Source organism: Gemmobacter aquaticus (assembly GCF_007859075.1).
Lineage (GTDB): Bacteria > Pseudomonadota > Alphaproteobacteria > Rhodobacterales > Rhodobacteraceae > Gemmobacter > Gemmobacter aquaticus.
In genome coordinates this window covers 25,286-44,245 of record NZ_VOAK01000001.1, presented here as the reverse complement: position 1 = coordinate 44,245, position 18,960 = coordinate 25,286, and the positions used below count along the sequence as shown (strand labels likewise).

General features: G+C 63.8%; 16 protein-coding genes. 14 read left to right on the top strand and 2 right to left on the bottom strand.

The window, feature by feature from the left end; genetic code table 11:
* The first annotated feature begins 41 nt into the window (after positions 1–41).
* The 9 genes from FQU74_RS00195 (at position 42) to FQU74_RS00155 (ending at position 9,709) form a co-directional block, all read left to right on the top strand.
* Positions 42–2,063 (top strand): NosR/NirI family protein, encoded by a 2,022-nt coding sequence (locus FQU74_RS00195; RefSeq protein WP_146284210.1) that lies wholly within the window; start codon positions 42–44, stop codon positions 2,061–2,063.
* On the top strand, positions 2,060–3,259 hold the full coding sequence (locus tag FQU74_RS00190) for an NnrS family protein (RefSeq protein ID WP_146284208.1): 1,200 nt from the start codon (positions 2,060–2,062) through the stop codon (positions 3,257–3,259). The genes FQU74_RS00195 and FQU74_RS00190 overlap by 4 nt, the downstream gene beginning before the upstream one ends.
* Positions 3,256–4,146 (top strand): FAD:protein FMN transferase, encoded by an 891-nt coding sequence (locus FQU74_RS00185; protein WP_229704456.1) that lies wholly within the window; start codon positions 3,256–3,258, stop codon positions 4,144–4,146. Before FQU74_RS00190 ends, FQU74_RS00185 begins: the two co-directional genes overlap by 4 nt.
* Positions 4,147–4,221: 75 nt before the next feature.
* Positions 4,222–4,677, top strand: a complete 456-nt coding sequence (locus FQU74_RS00180) for a c-type cytochrome (protein WP_146284206.1) — start codon at positions 4,222–4,224, stop codon at positions 4,675–4,677.
* A gap of 11 nt (positions 4,678–4,688) precedes the next feature.
* Complete coding sequence (locus FQU74_RS00175; RefSeq protein ID WP_146284204.1) at positions 4,689–6,053, top strand: cbb3-type cytochrome c oxidase subunit I; 1,365 nt, start codon at positions 4,689–4,691, stop codon at positions 6,051–6,053.
* Between the two features lie 5 nt (positions 6,054–6,058).
* Positions 6,059–6,865 (top strand): CbbQ/NirQ/NorQ/GpvN family protein, encoded by an 807-nt coding sequence (locus tag FQU74_RS00170; protein ID WP_229704457.1) that lies wholly within the window; start codon positions 6,059–6,061, stop codon positions 6,863–6,865.
* Between the two features lie 8 nt (positions 6,866–6,873).
* Positions 6,874–8,832, top strand: coding sequence for a nitric oxide reductase activation protein NorD (locus tag FQU74_RS00165; protein WP_146284200.1), 1,959 nt, complete (start codon positions 6,874–6,876; stop codon positions 8,830–8,832).
* A 128-nt stretch (positions 8,833–8,960) separates the two neighbouring features.
* Positions 8,961–9,464: a cytochrome c oxidase subunit 3 gene (locus tag FQU74_RS00160; protein ID WP_229704462.1), complete on the top strand. Its 504-nt coding sequence runs from the start codon at positions 8,961–8,963 to the stop codon at positions 9,462–9,464.
* Positions 9,461–9,709, top strand: a complete 249-nt coding sequence (locus FQU74_RS00155; protein WP_146284198.1) for a cytochrome C oxidase subunit IV family protein — start codon at positions 9,461–9,463, stop codon at positions 9,707–9,709. The genes FQU74_RS00160 and FQU74_RS00155 overlap by 4 nt, the downstream gene beginning before the upstream one ends.
* Here FQU74_RS00155 and FQU74_RS00150 read toward each other — a convergent pair.
* Positions 9,701–10,399 (bottom strand): Crp/Fnr family transcriptional regulator, encoded by a 699-nt coding sequence (locus FQU74_RS00150; protein ID WP_146284196.1) that lies wholly within the window; start codon positions 10,397–10,399, stop codon positions 9,701–9,703. The genes FQU74_RS00155 and FQU74_RS00150 overlap by 9 nt on opposite strands.
* 406 nt (positions 10,400–10,805) lie before the next feature.
* On the opposite strand from FQU74_RS00150, the gene FQU74_RS00145 reads away from it, so the two are divergent.
* The 3 genes from FQU74_RS00145 (at position 10,806) to FQU74_RS00135 (ending at position 13,967) form a co-directional block, all read left to right on the top strand.
* On the top strand, positions 10,806–12,134 hold the full coding sequence (locus tag FQU74_RS00145; protein WP_229704458.1) for a cytochrome P450: 1,329 nt from the start codon (positions 10,806–10,808) through the stop codon (positions 12,132–12,134).
* On the top strand, positions 12,131–13,258 hold the full coding sequence (locus FQU74_RS00140; RefSeq protein WP_146284192.1) for an alkane 1-monooxygenase: 1,128 nt from the start codon (positions 12,131–12,133) through the stop codon (positions 13,256–13,258). Before FQU74_RS00145 ends, FQU74_RS00140 begins: the two co-directional genes overlap by 4 nt.
* Before the next feature lie 253 nt (positions 13,259–13,511).
* A complete protein-coding gene (locus FQU74_RS00135; RefSeq protein ID WP_146284190.1) occupies positions 13,512–13,967 on the top strand; it encodes a histidine kinase in 456 nt (151 codons plus the stop codon).
* Positions 13,968–14,064: 97 nt separating this feature from the next.
* Here FQU74_RS00135 and FQU74_RS00130 read toward each other — a convergent pair whose 3' ends face one another.
* Positions 14,065–14,970 carry a hydrogen peroxide-inducible genes activator gene (locus FQU74_RS00130; protein ID WP_146284188.1) on the bottom strand — a complete coding sequence of 302 codons (906 nt, stop codon included), beginning with the start codon at positions 14,968–14,970 and terminating at the stop codon, positions 14,065–14,067.
* Between the two features lie 173 nt (positions 14,971–15,143).
* Between FQU74_RS00130 and katG the strand changes: the two genes are divergently transcribed.
* Positions 15,144–17,315: a catalase/peroxidase HPI gene (katG, locus tag FQU74_RS00125; protein ID WP_146284186.1), complete on the top strand. Its 2,172-nt coding sequence runs from the start codon at positions 15,144–15,146 to the stop codon at positions 17,313–17,315.
* Positions 17,316–17,688: 373 nt separating this feature from the next.
* Positions 17,689–18,786 carry a LysM peptidoglycan-binding domain-containing protein gene (locus FQU74_RS00120; protein ID WP_146284184.1) on the top strand — a complete coding sequence of 366 codons (1,098 nt, stop codon included), beginning with the start codon at positions 17,689–17,691 and terminating at the stop codon, positions 18,784–18,786.
* Positions 18,787–18,960: the final 174 nt, after the last annotated feature.

Below are 18,960 nucleotides of genomic sequence, written 5' to 3'. Positions count from 1 at the left end.
TCCCGTCCGGCAGATTGCCCCGGCTGCCCGATGGGATTCCGATGCGCGCACTCGCCCTCATTCTGCTGACATTGCTGATATCGGTGCGGATCGCTCTGGCCGGCGGCGGGGGCCTGGTCGCCGAGCGGGGCATAACGCCACCCACGCAGGCACAGGCAGCCGAACTGGCCGGCGTTTCTGCCCCTGTGCAGATCCGTCGTATCGACTCCGGTGTTCCGGGGTGGGACGTGGTCCGTGACGGTCAGGTGGTCGCGTACATTGGCTCGACGTGGGAGATCGCCGGATCTGTCGGCTATTCCGGGCTACCGCTCGACGTGTTGATCGCCATCACGCCATCCGGACGGATCAGTGGCGCACAACTGGTCCAGCACAACGAACCGGTACTGACGCTGGGAATTTCGGATGAGGATATCGCAGCCTATGTCAGTGGCTTTGAAGGGCTGGAGCTTGCATCGCCCAAGGCAGCGACACCTGATGCGCCCGACGTCATCAGCCGCGCGACCGTCTCGACCGGGGTCATCCGCGACGGCATCCTGCGCACCGCCCGCACGCTGGCAGCAGGGCGTGGCATCCTGGCTGCCCAGGGGATTGGCCGGCTGACCTTCACGCCTCTCGACTGGGGCGGCCTGATGGATATGGGCGCGCTTGCCGAGGCGCGCGTCACGATGGACGAGGCCGCGCGGGCGCTGGCGGGCGCCAAGGTTCCCGTTCCCCCGGGTCCGGGCGATTTCCTGCACCTTTGGGCCGGTATCCTGGATCCACCCACGATCGGACAGAACCTCTTGGGTCAGAAGGAATTCACCCGTGTGATTGGTGCGCTCGGCTCGGGCGAGGCGGCCCTGATCGTGATGTCTATGGGTGTTCAATCGCATCGGGGCACCGACTGGCGGCAGAGCGGCCTGTTCGACCGACTGACAATCGTGCAGGGCGAAACCCGGTGGCAACCCACCGCCGAGAGCTATCACATGGTCAAGCGCCTGGCCCTGCCCGATGCCCCCACGATGAAAGAGATCAGCGTCTTTGCGCTGCCCGCCACCATCGATCCGAGCCGACCCTTCGCCGTCGACGTGCAGTCGCGACGACCCACGACGAACGGCACAACCGTCACCATGGACACCACCCTTTCCGTCGCGCTGCCGCAGGCCTTCGTGCCGGCTGCACTGGCACCCGAGCCGCTCTGGCAGTTGATCTGGGCCGAAAAGCGCTTGCAGGCGGGGATGGTTGTCGTGATGCTGGTGGCCCTGACGGTGATCCTTTTCGCACAGGAGTGGATCACCCGCCGCCCCGCACTGTGGCGGGCCGGTCGGCTGATCTTCCTGACCGGCAGCTTTCTGGTTCTCGGCATGGGGCTGAACGGTCAGCTTTCGGTCGTGCAGGTGGTGGCCTTCATCCATGCGTTGCTGACGGGCTTTCGCTGGGAAACCTTCCTGATCGAGCCCGTCATCTTTCTGCTGTGGTCCTTTGTGGCGCTTGGCCTGCTGTTCTGGGGGCGCGGCGTCTATTGCGGCTGGCTGTGTCCGTTCGGTGCCCTGCAGGAACTGACGAATGCCGTCGCAGTGCGGTTGGGGGTGCGGCAGATCACCGTGCCGCAAGCCCTGCATGAACGGCTTTGGGCGATCAAGTACACGCTGTTTGTCGCAATCCTTGCACTGTCATTCTACTCGATGCACCACGCGCTGGTCTTGGCCGAAGTCGAGCCCTTCAAGACCGCGATCAGCCTGCGCTTTGTCCGTGCATGGCCATTTCTTCTGTTCGTCGCGGCCATTCTCTGTGCGGGGCTTTTCATAGAGCGGTTCTATTGCCGCTACCTATGCCCCTTGGGGGCTGGCCTCGCAATTCCCGCGAAGCTCAAGATCTTTGACTGGCTGAAACGCCGCCCGCAATGCGGCCGCGAATGCCGGATGTGCGAAACGAAGTGCACCGTCGGCGCGATTGACGCGATCGGGCGGATCAATGTGAACGAATGTGTCCTTTGCCTGCGCTGCCAGGTCATCATGAATGATGGCACGCAGTGCCCCGTGCTGAAGCGCCGTGCGAGGACCATGGATGGAGTCCAACAATGACTGCGCTAGAACGCCTCTTTTCCGAAGGGTTCCGGGTCTTCTTTCTGGCTGCCGGTCTCTATGCCGTCATCGCAATGGGCGTGTGGGAAGCATGGCTTGCCGTTCAGGCCGCGGGCGGATCTCTGGATCTGCCTGCGGCGCCTGCCCCACATCTGTGGCATGCGCATGAGATGATCTTTGGCTACGGTGGCGCGGCTCTGGCAGGGTTTTTCCTGACCGCTGTTCCAAACTGGACCGGGGCGAAGGGGGCGCCACATCGCTACATCGCGGCGGTCTGGTCCATCTGGCTTGCCGGGCGCCTCGCGGTCTGGATGTCTGGTCATGTGCCTCTGATCTCGGTGGCCGCAGCCGATCTGGCCTTTGCGCCCTTCCTTGGGGCACAGATCCTCGGCCAGCTCATCCGCAAACCCAAGCCGCAGCAGATGATCTTTCTGGCCCTCCTTGCGGCATTCTGGATCGCAAACCTGATGGTGCATCTGGAGTGGCTGGGCCATACGGATACGGCATGGGCTGGGCTCCGGATGGGACTGGTAACACTTTGCTGCATGATCATGGTCCTGGGTGGGCGCGTGACTCCCGGCTTCACTCGAAATGCAATGGTGCAATCAGGGCGCGAGACCCACCTGCCCCAGAACCCGATGCCATTGGCGGCAGTTTCCATTGCCGCAGCGATGGCGCTGCCGATGACCTACCTTGTCAGCTTGCCTGACCACATCATCGGTGCGGTCGCCGTCGTCGCCGGGGTGGCCGGCCTTATCCGGGTCGCGCTTTGGAAAGGGGTCTGGACCCTGGGTAAACCGATCCTGTGGACGTTGCATCTGTCGTACGCGATCAACGCGCTTGGGCTTCTGTTGCTGGGTCTTGCAAACCTTGGATTGGGGACCGAGATCGCAGCACTGCATGTTCTCGGTATCGGCGCGGTCGGCGGCATGACGCTCGCCGTCATGTCGCGGGCCAGCCTCGGGCATACCGGGCGCCCGCTTGTCGCATCGCGTCGGGTTGCGCTGGCCTATGCGCTGGTGCCACTCGCCGCACTGACCCGGTTTCTGGGTTCAGCCTTGCCGGGATTGCATGATCCGACCGTTCTGATCGCAGGTGCGCTTTGGATCGCGGCGTTTGCGCTATACCTTGTGGACCTCTGGCACGTCTGGTGGGGGCCCCGCGTGCCGCGCGCGCCAATCGGGAGCCCCCCATGATGAACCGCCGTCGTTTCATGGCGATCACCGCCGCCGTCCTGGCCGCACCCGTCCAAGCCGCCGAGACGGTCTGGAACGGGACGGGATTCGGCGCGTCCCTGGGATTGCGGCTGGTGGGCGCGACCACCGCGCAGTCCGCCCACGCCCTGCGTCGGGTAAAGGCCGAGCTTTCCCGGCTGGACGCGATCTTCAGCCTGCACCGCGACTCGGCACTGACCCGCCTGAACCGGGATGGCCGGCTGACCTTTCCGCAGGACGATCTGCTGCAGGTGCTGCATCTGTCGGCAGCTGTTCATCGGGCAACGGGGGGCGTCTTTGATCCAACGGTGCAGCCGCTCTATCGTGCGCTGGCAGGCGGGGGGGACATCTCGGCGGCGCGTTCGGTCATCGGGTTTGGCCGGGTGCAGGTATCCGCCAGCGAAATCCGGCTCGACCGGGGACAGGCGCTGACGCTGAATGGCATTGCCCAGGGTTGGGCAGCCGACCGGATCGCGGTCATCCTGCGCAGCGAAGGGTTTGATCGCGCGCTGATCGACATGGGCGAGATCGCAGCCCTCGGCCAGCACCCGGACGGACGCGCCTGGACCGCCGCCATCACCGACCCGGAGGGAAGGCGGATTGACCTTGCCGCACTGACGGACCGCGCGCTTTCGACCTCTTCGCCCATGGGCACCATGATCGGGGCAGGCCATCCCCATATTCTTGGGCCACAGGGCGAAACCGCCCGCTGGACCACGGTTTCGGTCTCGGCCCCACAGGCCGCTCTGGCTGACGCGCTGTCCACCGCATTCTGCCTGCTCGACCGCGCCGGCATCGAGAGCACGCTGGCGCGCTTTCCCGATTCCCGGCTCGAGGTGGCATGCGGCAATTCCACGTCGCAAGGTTGACTTTTGTTAAGGCCCGACTCTGGCCAGTTCTTCACAGAAGAGTGACTGAAACCGCTCAGGGAAGGACCAATCGCCATGCGCGAAGTCATGACCAAGAGCATGGCCCGGAACATCTTCTACGGCGGGTCACTGTTCTTCATTCTTATCTTCGTGGGTCTGACAGCCCATTCGCACCTCTATATCGTCAACACCTCGACCGACCGCGCCACGCTGACCGAAAGCGTCGCGAAGGGTAAGGCGCTTTGGGAAAAGCACGCCTGCATCAACTGCCACACAATTCTCGGCGAAGGCGCCTATTTCGCACCAGAGCTCGCTAATGTGATGACCCGTTGGGGCATCGAGCCGGGCGATCATGAAGGGGCGTTCACCGCGCTGAAGGGTTGGATGGACGCGATGCCAACAGGCATCGAAGGCCGCCGCCAGATGCCGAATTTCGGACTGACGGACGACGAATACCGCGAAATCGCCGATTTCCTGCTGTGGACGAACACGATCCGCGCGCAGGACTGGCCGCCGAATGACGCGGGCTGAGGAGAACCACCATGAAATACCAAACGCAAAAGATCGCGCTGGCCTATTTCGCCGTTGCCATGGCGCTGTTTGCCGTGCAGGTCACAATGGGCCTCGTTCTAGGCTATATCTACATTTCGCCCAACTTCCTGGCCGAGATCCTGCCCTTCAACGTGGGCCGCATGTTGCATACCAACAGCCTCGTCGTCTGGCTGCTGCTGGGCTTCTTCGGGGCCGCCTACTATCTGATCCCCGAGGAATCCGAGCGCGAGATCCACTCGCCGATGTTGGCCTATCTGCAACTGGCCATCTTCGTGCTGGGCACCGCAGGCGTGGTCGTGACCTACCTCTTCAACCTCTTTGACGGCAACTTTGTGCTGGGCAACGAGGGGCGCGAGTTCATCGAACAGCCCCGCTGGGTCAAGGTGGGCATCGTCGTCGCCGCGCTGATCTTCCTCTACAACATCTCGATGACGGTGCTGGCAGGCAAGAAGACCGCGATCACCAACATCCTGCTTCTGGGTCTGTGGATCCTGTCGCTGCTGTTCCTCTTTGCCTTCGTCAACCCCGACAACCTTGCGCTGGACAAGATGTACTGGTGGTACATCGTGCACCTGTGGGTGGAAGGCACGTGGGAGCTGGTGATGGCCTCGATCCTCGCCTTCCTGATGCTGAAGCTGACGGGCGTTGACCGCGAGGTGGTTGAAAAGTGGCTCTACGTCATCGCCGCGCTCGCGCTCTTCTCGGGCATCCTGGGCACCGGCCACCACTACCTGTGGATCGGCACGCCGGGCTACTGGCAGTGGATCGGCTCGATCTTCTCGACGATGGAGGTCGTTCCCTTCTTCGCCATGATGTCGTTTGCCTTCGTCATGGTCTGGAAGGGCCGCCGCGACCACCCGAACAAGGCGGCCTTGCTGTGGAGCCTCGGTTGCGGGACGCTTGCCTTCTTTGGCGCAGGGGTCTGGGGTTTTCTGCACACGCTGCACGGGGTGAACTACTACACCCACGGCACGCAGATCACCGCAGCCCACGGACACCTTGCCTTCTATGGTGCCTATGTCTGCCTCAACCTTGCGATCATCAGCTATGCGATGCCGGTGCTGCGCGGGCGTGACCCGTACAATCAGGTGCTGAACATGGCGTCGTTCTGGCTGATGTCGGGCGGCGTGGTGTTCATGACCTTCACGCTGACCTTTGCGGGCACCGTGCAGACCCACCTGCAGCGCGTGAACGGCGAGGCCTACATGGACGTGCAGGACCAGCTCTGGATCTTCTACGCGATGCGCTTCGGCTCGGGCGTGGCGGTGGTCTTGGGCGCGATCCTCTTCATCTACGCCGTGACGATGCCCCGCAAGGAAGTCATCGAGCGCGGCCTTGAAACCCCTGCGGAGTGATGCAGATGGATGGAACCTTCAACGCAAAGGGGGGGGCCGATGCCCCCTTCTATCTGGCCCAGGGCGACGAATGCGATGTCTTCGCCGCCGCCGCTGCCCATCGCCTGCCTGTGCTGCTGAAGGGCCCCACCGGCTGCGGCAAGACCCGCTTTGTCGCCCATATGGCGGCACGGCTTGGCCGGCCACTCTATACCGTGGCCTGCCATGATGACCTTTCCGCCGCCGATCTGATCGGTCGCTACCTGCTCAAGGGCGGTGAAACGATCTGGATCGATGGCCCCCTGACCCGCGCGGTGCGCGAAGGCGCGATATGTTACCTCGACGAGGTGGTCGAGGCGCGCAAGGACGTGACCGTGGTGCTGCACCCGCTGACCGACGACCGTCGCATCCTGCCGGTGGACCGCACCGGCGAAGAGCTTGTAGCCCATCCCGATTTCCTGCTCGTGGCCTCCTACAACCCCGGCTACCAGAACATCCTGAAAACGTTGAAGCCCTCGACCCGGCAGCGCTTTGTCTCGCTGGAGTTCAGCTTCCCGCGACCGGAACATGAAATCCCGGTCGTTGCCCGCGAATCCGGCCTTGCAGAAGATCGCGTCCAGCCGCTGGTCCGCCTTGCGGGCAAGCTGCGCGCCATGAAGGGCCAGGATCTTGAGGAGGGCGTCTCTACCCGTCTTGTCGTCTATGCCGCAACCCTGATCGCCGGGGGCATGCCGGTCGAACGCGCCATTCGCGCCGCGATGATCGAGCCCCTGACGGATGATGCGGATGTGAAGGCCGGGCTCCGCGATCTTGTGACCGCCGTTTTCGGGTGAGGCCGGCCATGTCACGGATCGAATTCGAGCCATGGGAACCCGAAGAAACCGTCGGGAAACTGTGGCACGCCTTTGCCAGCCGTCTGGACGCTGATCCCGTCCACGAAGGAGCCCGCGTCCACCTCTCGCAGGTGGGCGGACGGCTGGCAGTCCTTTTCCGCGGTCTTGGCGGGGATCCGGCGGTCGAGATCAAGCCCGCCGCCGACGAGACCAGCCACCACCGGCTGTCTCTTCTGCGCCGGTTAGGTACCTGGGCCGAAGACACGCCGCGCGCCAGCTTTGATGGTGCCGCGCTGCGCCTGCCCGAAAGCCTAGCGGTCTTCCCCGCGCCCGAGGCGAATACCGCGCTCTATATCTGGCTTGCGGCGATCGCCGCCCATGCCGGCCCCATCCCCGACGAAGCCGACCCGCTGCGCGCCGATCTGGCCGCACTTGCCGCCGGACAGGCCATGGTGCGCGACACGCTGCAGGACGCGCCCGGATTTCGCGCGCTCTATGCCGATCTCTGTGCGGCGATGCTGGCCATCCGCCGCACACCTCGCCTGCCGCAGGCCGAGGCGACGCTCGAGGCGGTCATCCGGAACCTGCTGGGCGATCCCGCCCCCCTGTCCAGCCGCGCAAGACTTCTGCGCGAGGCCATCACCACGGGCGAGTTCCGCACCATTCCGCGTGCACCGCGCGGCTATCGGCCCTTCCGGGGCGTCGCACTCTGGCCCGACCTGCGGACGCAGGTCCGCTCGGCTGCCAGCGCGGTAGAGACGCGCGAGACCGAAGGCACCCCCGAAGAGGGCGAAGGCAGCAAGACCCGCCGCGCCCGTCGCCGCAAGTCCGATCAGGCCGAGCGCAACGACAGCTTTATCCTGCACAAGTTCGAGGCCATCCTGTCCTGGGCCGATTTCGCCAACCTCAACCGACGCATCGAGGATGACGATTCCGAAGATGCCAAGAAGGCCGCCGACGACATGGACGAGATCGGCCTCGGCCAGATCTCGAAGGCCCCCGCCACCCGCCTGAAGCTGCACCTCGACCTCGCTCCCGAAGACGTGGATCGCGAGGCGCTTTCAGGCATTGCCACCTATCCTGAATGGGATGTGCGCACTGCAAGCTATCTTCCTGCCCATGCCAGGGTTCTGCACAGCCGGATTGACGCAAGCACCGCCACGCCCCCGTTTCAGGACGACCCGCGTGCCAGCGCACGCATCCGTGCCGTCCGCCGCCAGTTCGAGGCCTTGCGTCCCAGCCTCGTCTCGACCCCTGGCCACCCGGACGGCGACGAACTGGATACGGAGCGTGCAGTCCGCGCGCGGGTCGATCTTTATGCCTGCGGTGAGGGAACTGACAAAGTCTGGCGCCAGACCCGACCCGAACGCCGAGACCTCGCCGTCTCGATCCTGCTCGATGTCTCACGTTCAACGGAAAGCGCGATTCCCGGCCACGGTCACGGCGGGCGCAGCGTCATCGACGTGGAACGCGAAGCGCTGGCCGCGCTGGCCTGGGGGCTTGATGCCACCGGCGACGATTTTGCGATCCACGCCTTTTCCTCGCTGAAGCGCCAGCGCGTCTTCGTGCAAGAGGCCAAGGGCTTTGGCGAGCCGATGGGGCCAGAGGTCGAGGCTCGCATCGCGGCCCTTCGCCCCGGTCACTACACCCGCCTCGGCGCCGCGATCCGCCACGTCTCGCGCGGGCTGGCCGACCAGGCGCGCAAGCGGCGCCTGCTGCTCGTGATCACCGATGGCAAGCCAAACGACCTGGATCACTACGAGGGGCGCCACGGCATCGAGGACAGCATGATGGCGGTGAGAGAGGCCCGCCGCACCGGCCACGCGGTCTTCGGCATTACCGTAGACCGTGACGGCAAAAGCTGGTTCCCGCGCATCTTCGGGCAAGGCGGCTTTGCGTTGATCCCCGACCCTGAAAAGCTGACCCAGGCCCTGCCCTCAATCTACCGGCAATTGGTGGTCGGATGACCGCACTCCACTCTCTCTCCTTTTCCCAAGTATCCTCGGGGGGTCCGGGGGGCGACGCGCCCCCGGCCTCGCCATCCGCACAAGCGCCCGACCGCCCTGACCCCTTCGACAAGCTGCCGGGCGAGTTCATGATGTGGGTCCTGATCGTGTCCGAGCTTCTGGTCTTCGGGGCCGGTCTGGTCGCCTTTCTGGCCCTGCGCATCACCGATCCGACAGGATTTGCCGAGGCGCAGTCGCATCTGCATCGCGTAGGCGCCGGCATCAACACCATTGCTCTGGTCACGTCCGGCTGGCTTGCCGCGCTTGCGGTGCAAGCGGTTGAGGCCGGGCGGATTGCCCGCATGCGCACCCTGCTCGCGCCGGCAGCGGCACTCGGCATGGTCTTTCTGGTGCTAAAGGCATCAGAATACGCGGACCTTGCCGCCGCGGGCATCAGCTTTGAAACCCACGCCTTCTTCACATTCCACATCTTGCTGACCGGGTTTCATGCGGCCCATGTGCTGGCGGGTATCGTCTTGCTGGCGCTGGTCGGCATCCTCGCCCGGCCACGCGCGGTCGAGACCGGCGCCGCTTTCTGGCACATGGTTGATCTGGTCTGGGTCTTGCTTTTTCCGGTGGTCTATCTGCTATGACCGTTACACGCGCCTGGATCATCCTCGTCGGGCTCTCCGCACTTTCCACGCTCGTCGCGGCCAGCGGATTGGATGGGCGCTGGCTGGCGGCGGCCGTCCTGCCCCTGGCAGGGCTCAAGGGACACGTCATCCTGAACTACTACCTGCAGCTCGCACTGGCGCCTGAAATCGCGCGCGGCTTCTCGCTGGTGCTCGGGCTGTTCATCGCCCTTCTGATCGGACTTTCAATCCTGCCCTCAGCGTGACCAGGCCAGCGCGGGGTCTTCCTCGACATAATCGCGCAGCTGCGCGATATCCGAGATTTGCGCCACGTTCTGCCGGATGACCACCCCATGATCCTTCAGCCGCCCGAACGCCCGGCTCAGGCTTTCGGGCTTCATGCCCAGACGACCGGCGATGAGCACCTTGTCGTAGGGCAGCGTCACCTCACAGGCACCGCTCTCGCACGGGGCAAGTTCCAGCAGGAACTCGGCCACCCGCTGCGCGCCTGTCTGCGCTTTCAACTGCTCGATCTGCGCGACGAGGCTGTGCAGATGCACAAACGTCGAGGCCAGAACCGCAATTGCAACCTCGGGGTTGTCGCGGATCTGGCGCAAGAAGCTGTCGGCCTCGATGCGGATAAGGGTGCAATCCGTCACGGCTTCGGCGGCGACCGGGTAAGTGTCGTGCCGGAATGCCACTGCCTCGCCAAAGGACGAGCCCTTGGTGAAGACGCCCACGACCGCCTCGGCCCCATTTGGCGCGATGCGGTAGAGCTTTACCCAACCATCGGCCACAAGATAGATCGCGCTCGCACGCTCACCCTGCAGAAAGATGGTTGCACCACGCGAGAAATTGCGGACGCGCGCCTCATCCAGCATGGTGTTGACGACGGGCTCGGGCGCCGAGGACAGCAGAAGCGAGCGTCTGACAAGGGCGGCATACTCTGCTTTCATGTCGGTTTCCGTAACGAATTCTTGGGATTGCGGCGTCAGCCAGTTATCAACCTTAACCTTTCCTTCCGGCAATTGCCATGTATGCAGGGGCCGAAAGGTCCTGGGCTGACAGTCAGGCTATAAAGCGACCCGCCGCGAGGCGTATTCGCACTTCGCGTTGCCGATTGTCTTCCCCTGAAAATCGCCGCAAGCTTTTCGTCGCGCCCTGTAGGGGCAGGGGTGCCAAAGACCAAACCCGTACCGCAAGAGGTGCCGACGCCATGGGATGCAGTTGCAAGGTGATGGAACACAGGTGAAGGACCTTGGCCCTGCCACCGATCGCCGGCCGGCATGTCCACATGCCGCGCCAAGGCCAGTAAAGCCTGCTCCGAGACCCGAGCGGGTGTCCCTTCTTTGCTATCTCCGGATGTTCAGGCGCGACGTCCTCTCGGCGCAACCTGCGCGGCTCTACCGGGCATGGATGGCTGAGTATCGGACGCCGTTCTTCACCTCGTTCCTGTGCAATGACCCCGATCTGGTTGACCGGGTGCTGGTACAAGAGCCCGAGACCTTCCCCAAGTCCCGCCGTCTGCACGAGGGGCTGTCGCCGCTTCTGGGCCAATCGATCTTCATCACCAATGGCGCGGAATGGCAGCGCCAGCGCCGCATCATCGACCCGGCGTTCGAGAGCGGCCGCCTGCGAGAGGTCTTTCCTGCGATCTGGGAAGCGTCCGTGGCTGCTGTGCGCCGTTTGGTACCGCTCGCCGATGGTCGCCCGCTAGATGTCGAGCCTCTGACCAGCCATGTCGCGCTGGACGTGATCTTCCGTGCGCTCTTTTCCATCCCGGTCGAGGATACGACGGCAACGGCGGTGTTCCATGCCTTCCGCGCCCATCAGGCATCGCGCCCGCTGGTCAACTCGGGCTCGCTGCTGCCGCTGCCCCGGTGGGTGCCACGGTGGGTGCCACGGTGGCGGTCGCGCGCCACCCGACAAACGGCGCAACAGATCCGGACGCTGATCCGCAGTCTGGTTGACCGGCGCGCGGCAGAGGTTGCCGCAGGCACCGCGCCCGATGATCTTGCCACGCGCATCATGACGACCCCTGACCCGCAGGACGGCAGCCGGTTCACACCCGCTGAAATGGCCGATCAGGTGGGCATCTTCCTGCTGGCGGGCCACGAGACCAGTGCCGCGGCGCTTGGCTGGGCGCTGTATCTGATGGCGCTGGCGCCCGAGTGGCAGGATCGCGTGGCGGCCGAGGCACTGGACGTCATCAATCCGGAACGCATCCATTTCTCGATGGTCGCGCAACTGAAAGCATCGCGCGCGGTATTCCGCGAAACGATGCGGCTCTATCCGCCCGTGCCCATGTATCTGCGTGAGGCGGCACAGCCTGCGACTTTCCGTGCCCGCCCGGTCCCAAAGGGCGCGCAGGTCGTCATCAGCCCGTGGCACCTGCACCGCCACGAACGCATCTGGCAGGACCCTGACGGATTTGATCCTTCCCGCTGGGAGTGTCCCGAGGGACGCGAGGCCGCGCGCAAGGCCTATATCCCGTTCTCGGCCGGTCCGCGGGTCTGCCCCGGCGCAGCCTTTGCCATGACAGAGGGTACATTGATCCTGTCGATGATCCTGCGCAGTTTCCGCGTCGCGCTGGTGGAGGACCGTCTGCCCATGCCGGTCGCCCAGTTGACGGTGCGCGGGCGCGACGGCGTCTGGCTTTCCCTCACCCCGCGCGAGAGCACACCCCGATGAGCCGCACCCCGCCCCCGGCCGCATGGCCCTATTGGATCACGCTGACTTTCGTGCCTCTGGTGCTGATGGCCATAGCCCATGGCGGCTGGTGGATTGCCGCAATTCCCCTGTGGGGCTGGGTTGCCATGCCGATCTTTGACCTGATCCTTGGGCGTGATCTGACCAACCCTGATCCCGATACGGCCGATACCGAGCTTTTCTGGTTTCGCGCTCTGACCTGGGCTTGGTTTCCGATCCAAGCCCTGCTCGTCTATGGCGGGATTTGGTATCTGACCCATCTGGCAGACTTTCCCTGGCATGAGAAACTTGCGGTCATGTTCGGGATCGGCGTCACCACCGGAACAGTGGGCATCGTTTACGCGCACGAGCTTTTCCACAAGCCAAGCCGGGCCGAGCGCTGGCTGGGCGATCTGCTGATGGCGATGGTGCTCTACTCTCACTTCCGGACCGAGCATCTGCTGGTCCATCACCCCCATGTCGGCACCCCACGAGATACCGTGACCGCGCGCTACAATGAGGGGTTTCATCGCTTCTTTGCCCGCGTCCTGTGGCGCGGTCCGGGATCGGCATGGCGGGCCGAGCGAGCGATGCTGGCGAGGCGCGGCCTGCCGGCCTGGCACCGGCGCAATCCCTTCTGGCGCTATGGGGCGCTGCAGGCGGGGGCGCTCGGGCTGGCCTTTGGCCTTGGCGGATGGGCCGGGGTCGGGCTGTTTGCCTTTCAGGCTTTCGTCGCGGTCTGGCAGCTTGAACTGACAAATTACGTCGAGCACTACGGGCTGACCCGACGCCATCTGGGAGCGGGTCGGTACGAGCCGGTCGGCCCGCAGCACAGCTGGGATTCGACGCATCGGGTGTCAAACCTTCTGCTGATCAACCTGCAGCGCCATGCCGATCACCACCTGCACCCGATGCGGCGCTTTCCGCTGCTGCAGACGCATGACGATCTGTCTCCCCAACTGCCGACAGGCTATCCGCCGATGACCGCGCTCGCCATGGTGCCGCCACTCTGGCGACGTTTGATGAACCCTCGGGTCAGAGCATGGCGGCGTCAGCATTATCCCGATATCACCGACTGGTCGGCCTATCGCGCGGGCAGTCTGCCAGTGCCCAAGGGTGCGGGATAGCGCGGCTGCCCGTCGCGCACCTGTGGGCGGCCTCGATGGACCGCGACGGATTGGCGCAGGCTCTGACAGGCGAGGCTGCGCCATGTGGCAAACAACCTACGCTCTGATACTGGACGAGGGGCGGGATCCAAGAGGGTGCGTGTCACCCGATGTCACACGCAACCACGTGCGGAATTCTTTACATCATGTGTCTCGATGCGCTTATCTCTGGAAAAGCGCGCGTCCGTACCGAATTCAATCGAAGGAGACTGAGATGAGCGAAGATAAATCGCCGGTGGTCAGCGCAAGCGAGCTGCGTCGCGCAATCCTGCAAAAGGAACTGGACGAGATCAACAAGGCTGAAAAGCTGAAGGCCGACAAGGAAAAGCAGCTGCACGAGTTTACCGAGAGCTTTCTCCACGATCAGATCAGCGAGGATGAACGTGCCGTGATCCGCAAGCTGGTGATGAGCGCGGTCAACAACGGAAAGTTCGAGGCAATGGTCTATACCTTCCCTTCAGAGCTTTGCACCGACTCGGGCAGGGCGATCAACAACCGCGAGCCGGGATGGCCCGATACCCTGCAGGGCAAGGCCAAGGAACTCTACGACCGCTACCTTGAGGTCGCCAAGCCCCAGGGCTTTCGCCTGAAGGCCACGATCATCAACTTTCCCGACGGCATGCCCGGCGACGTTGGCCTGTTCCTGAACTGGGCGCCCGAACAGGTCTGACCCCATCACCTTCAGCGCGGTTCTTTCCTTGGTGCCCGCCAAGGACAGAACCGTGACTGCCGTTGACGGTGAAGCCAAAGCTGAACCTTTCGGGCGATCAGCCCTGCCCCGCCGCGCGGGCGATGGCCCCCTGCAGGTGGCCGGCGATCACGCCCAACTGTTCGGCAAGCGGGTTGGTGCGTCGCCATACCATGCCAATGCGCCGCGTCGGCCGGGGTTGGGGCAGTTGGGCAACCGATACGGGGGCTGAGCGCGCCTCTATCCCCACTGCCATCTGCGGGATCAGCGTGACACCGATCCCCGCGCCGACCATTTGAACCAGTGTGGACAAGGTGCTGCCCTCCATCAGGTCACGCGGCACGGCAGAGGACAACCGGCAAAACGACAGCGCCTGTTCGCGAAAGCAGTGCCCCTCCTCCAGAAGCAGCAGCCGCATTTCGCGCAGATGTTCGGGCTTTGGAACCGGCTTATCGCGGTCGGCGACCGGGCGGACCAGCACGAACTCTTCCTCAAGCAACGGGTATTCGGTTAACGCGCTCCCTGACGCGGGCAAGGCCATAATCGCCGCATCAAGCTTGCCTTCGGTCAGATCGTCCAGCAATCGCTGGGTCACCGCCTCACGCGGGCGCAGGTCCAGAAGCGGAAAGCTGGCGGCCAGATGCTGGATGACCGCCGGAAGCACATAGGGGGCGACGGTCGGAATCACCCCAAGGCGGAGCCGCCCGGAAAGCGGTCCAGACGTCGCCCGCGCCAGCGCGCCCAGCTCATCTACTGCGCGCAAGATCTCGCGCGTGCGCTGCGCAAACTCCTCACCCAGTCGGGTCAGCCGGATCTGCCGCGCGCCACGCTCGATCAGCCCGGCACCGAGGATCTCTTCCAGTTCTTTCATCTGCAACGAGAGCGCAGGCTGCGAGATCGCGCAGGCTTCCGCCGCCCGACCAAAGTGGCCGTGCTGGGCCAGGGCCTCAAAATAGCGCAGATGCCGCATTGTGATTGCATTCATAAATTTTTCATATCGCAATGATTGGAAAATGCAAATTCCATTTATTGAACCCGCATGTTAGAACCGTTCTCGATTGGCCGATGCCGTAGCCTGCGGAGGTTTCTGCGGGATGCGAGCGAGGTCCTTCTCGCGTCGTCGCATTCAAGCAACCAATGCCAGATCCGGAGAGAGACATGGATGGAAATGACCTGAAACCAGCGGGCAAATGCCCCGTCATGCATGGCGCGAACACCGCCGCAGGCAACTCGGTGATGGATTGGTGGCCCAATGCGCTGAACCTCGACATCCTGCACCAGCATGACAGCAAGACCAACCCGCTGGGTCATGTGAACTACCGCGAAGAGCTCAAGTCGCTGGACGTCGAGGCGCTGAAGGCCGATGTGCGTGCCCTGATAACCGACAGTCAGGACTGGTGGCCGGCGGACTGGGGCAGCTATGTGGGCATGTTCGCCCGCACCGCATGGCACGCCGCAGGCTCTTATCGCGTGACGGATGGCCGTGGTGGTGGCGCAACCGGCAACCAGCGCTTTGCGCCGCTGAACTCGTGGCCCGATAACGTGAACACCGACAAGGGCCGCCGCCTGCTGTGGCCGATCAAGAAGAAGTACGGCAACAAGATCAGCTGGGCTGACCTGATCATGCTCGCAGGGACCATCGCCTACGAACAAGCCGGGCTGAAGACCTTTGGCTTCGCCTTTGGTCGCGAAGATATCTGGCACCCGGAAAAGGACATCTACTGGGGTAGCGAGAAGCAATGGCTGGCCCCCAGTGATGGCCGTTATGGCGACGTGACCAAGCCCGACACGCTGGAAAACCCGCTGGCCGCCGTTCAGATGGGCCTGATCTACGTGAACCCCGAGGGCGTGAACGGCAAGTCCGACCCGCTGGCGACCGCCGCGCAGATGCGCGAGACCTTTGCCCGCATGGGCATGGACGATGAGGAAACCGTCGCGCTGACCGCAGGCGGCCACACCGTTGGCAAATGCCACGGCAACGGCAACGCAGGCGACCTGAGCGCCGATCCCGAGGGCGCCGCGCCCGAGTATCAGGGCCTTGGCTGGTTCAACACCAAGGGCCGCGGCATAGGCCGCAACACCGTGGTCAGCGGGCTTGAGGGCGCGTGGACGACGCATCCGACGCAATGGGACAACGGCTTCTTCAAGATGCTGTTCGACCATGAATGGCATCTGGTGAAGTCGCCCGCCGGTGCGACCCAATGGGAGCCTATCTCGATCGCCGAGGCCGACAAGCCTGCCGATGTCGAGGACCCTTCGATCCGCACCAACCCGATGATGACCGACGCCGACATGGCGCTGCGGGTCGACCCGATCTACCGCGAGATCTCGCTGAAGTTCAAAGACGACCAGGCCTATTTCTCGGATGTCTTTGCCCGGGCGTGGTTCAAGCTTCTGCACCGCGACATGGGGCCGAAATCGCGCTACATCGGCCCCGATGTCCCGACCGAGGATCTGATCTGGCAAGATCCGATCCCCGCAGGTCGCACCGACTATGATGTGGCCGCCGTCAAGGCGAAGATCGCGGCCTCGGGCCTGTCGCTCTCGGATATGGTGACGACCGCCTGGGACAGCGCCCGCACCTTCCGCGGGTCCGACATGCGCGGCGGCGCCAATGGTGCGCGCATCCGTCTGGCCCCGCAGAAGGACTGGGAAGGCAACGAGCCTGCCCGTCTGGCGCGTGTGCTGTCGGTCCTGCAGCCGATTGCCGATGCGACCGGCGCAAGCCTTGCGGACGTGATCGTGCTGGCCGGCAACCTTGGTGTGGAACAGGCGGCCAAGGCCGCGGGCGTTGACATCACCGTACCCTTCGCACCCGGCCGGGGCGACGCCAGCGCCGAACAGACCGATGCCGCCTCCTTCGACGTGCTGGAGCCTCTGGCAGACGGGTTCCGCAACTGGATGAAGAAAGACTACGTTGTCAGCGCCGAAGAGCTGCTTCTGGACCGTGCCCAGCTGATGGGCCTGACCGCACCCGAGATGACCGCACTGATCGGCGGCATGCGGGTTCTGGGGACCAACCACGGCGGCACGGCGCATGGCGTCTTTACCGATCGCGTCGGTGCGCTGACGAACGACTTCTTCGTCAACCTGACCGATATGGCGTTCAAATGGGTGCCGAAGGGCCAGAACCTCTATGACATCGTCGACCGCAAGTCGGGCGCGGTGAAGTGGACGGCGACCCGCGTGGATCTGGTGTTCGGTTCGAACTCGATCCTGCGCGCCTATGCCGAGGTCTATGCCCAGGATGACAGCAAGGAAAAGCTGGTCCGCGACTTTGTCGCCGCCTGGACCAAGGTGATGAACGCCGACCGGTTCGATCTGGCCTGATCGACCTCTTTTTGAACCTTGGCCCGCCCGGCACGTCCGGGCGGGCCTTTTCATGCCATGGCGACGCAATCCCGATCTAGGCGAACAACTGCTGCGAATCTGTGATCAATTAACCAGTCGCCAGGGCAGCGGCCCGGATCATTGCACCCTGCGCATCGCACGGATGATCATCAATTAGGCAGCACAACCCTTGGGACTTGTGCCTTTGGCGCCCCAAATCCATTGGACGCGCCCAGATTCTGCTGCTGTTTCGGGGTTTCGGCGATGAATGTCCCGTTCCTCCCCCAATGTCGCCAATCTTTAGACAATTTTTCAGCGAAGGTCGAAGGCATAGCAGGGAACGATCCCTGGAGCGCCGAGAGGAATCAGCCCCATGAAGACCTTTTCCAAATCTGTGCACCCGTTTGTGACCTGTGCCGTCATGGCCATTGCCGCACCGTTCGCGGCCCAGGCGCAAGAGGCCTGCGCCCCCTACACCGTGCGCGATGGCGACAGCCTCGGCTCCATCGCCCAGGCGGCCTACGGCACCTTCGACTACCAGATCATCTTCAACGCGAACCGCGAGGTGCTGGCAGGCAACCCCAACAACCTTAAGGCCGGGCTTGAGCTGAAGCTGCCCTGCAAGGACGGTCGTCTGTCCGCCGATGCCGAGCTTTCATCGATCATCGAGGCCGAAGAGGCCAAGCAGGCCGCGACCGCCAAGAAGAGCAATGTCTATGAACCGCCGCTCAAATTTGTCAGCGGCAACGAGTGGAAGCCCTTCACCGACGAGACACTGAATGGCGGGGGCATGCTGGTGCGCATCGCCACCACCGCCCTGCAGCGCGGCGGCAACAACCGCGAAAGCACAGTGTCCTGGGTTGATGACTGGGGCTCGCACATCGAAACGCTGCTGCCCTCGGGCGCCTATGACATCTCGGTGGCATGGGCCGAGACCGATTGCTCGAATGTCAGCGCCCTGCCGCCTGATGGCCAGAAGCGCTGCACGGATTTCGAGTACTCGCTGCCGGTCTATGAAGTTGCCGAAAGCTTCATGACGCTGCCTGACAACAAATACGCCGCCGCCGAAACCTATGAGGACTTCAAGGACTCGCGCTTCTGCCGCCCAGCCGACTGGCCCTTCGACAAGCTGGAACTGCGCGGCATCAAAGAGCCTTTTGTCAAGTTCGTGCGCCCCAAGACCCCCAACGAATGCGCCGAAATGCTGCTGGCGGGCGAGGTGGACATCTATTCGATCGAACTTGAAACCGCGACAGACAACTTCACCAAGCTGAACGCGATGGACAAGGTCGTGGCCAACCCGAACCTGTCAGAGATCGTCTCGTTCCGTCTGGTGACGTCCAAGTTCAATCCGCGCGGCCGTATCTATATCGCCATGCTGAACAAGGGCCTGACCGAGATGCGCAAGACCGGCGAATGGTACGACATCGTGGCGACCTCGCTCTCTGATTATAACAAGCTGAGCAACTGATCCGGGCAGCCCCCCTGCCGCACGGCGTGGGGGGCTGTTCACAGCCTGATGCGCCTCGAATGCCCCTGCGCCAACCTCGCTGTTGCGGGGCACGGTGTTCTGCGGCCCGGTGTGCTGGCGGGCGGGGAAGGCCGGTCGCAAACCTTCCAACTAATGCCATGATTTGGACAGATT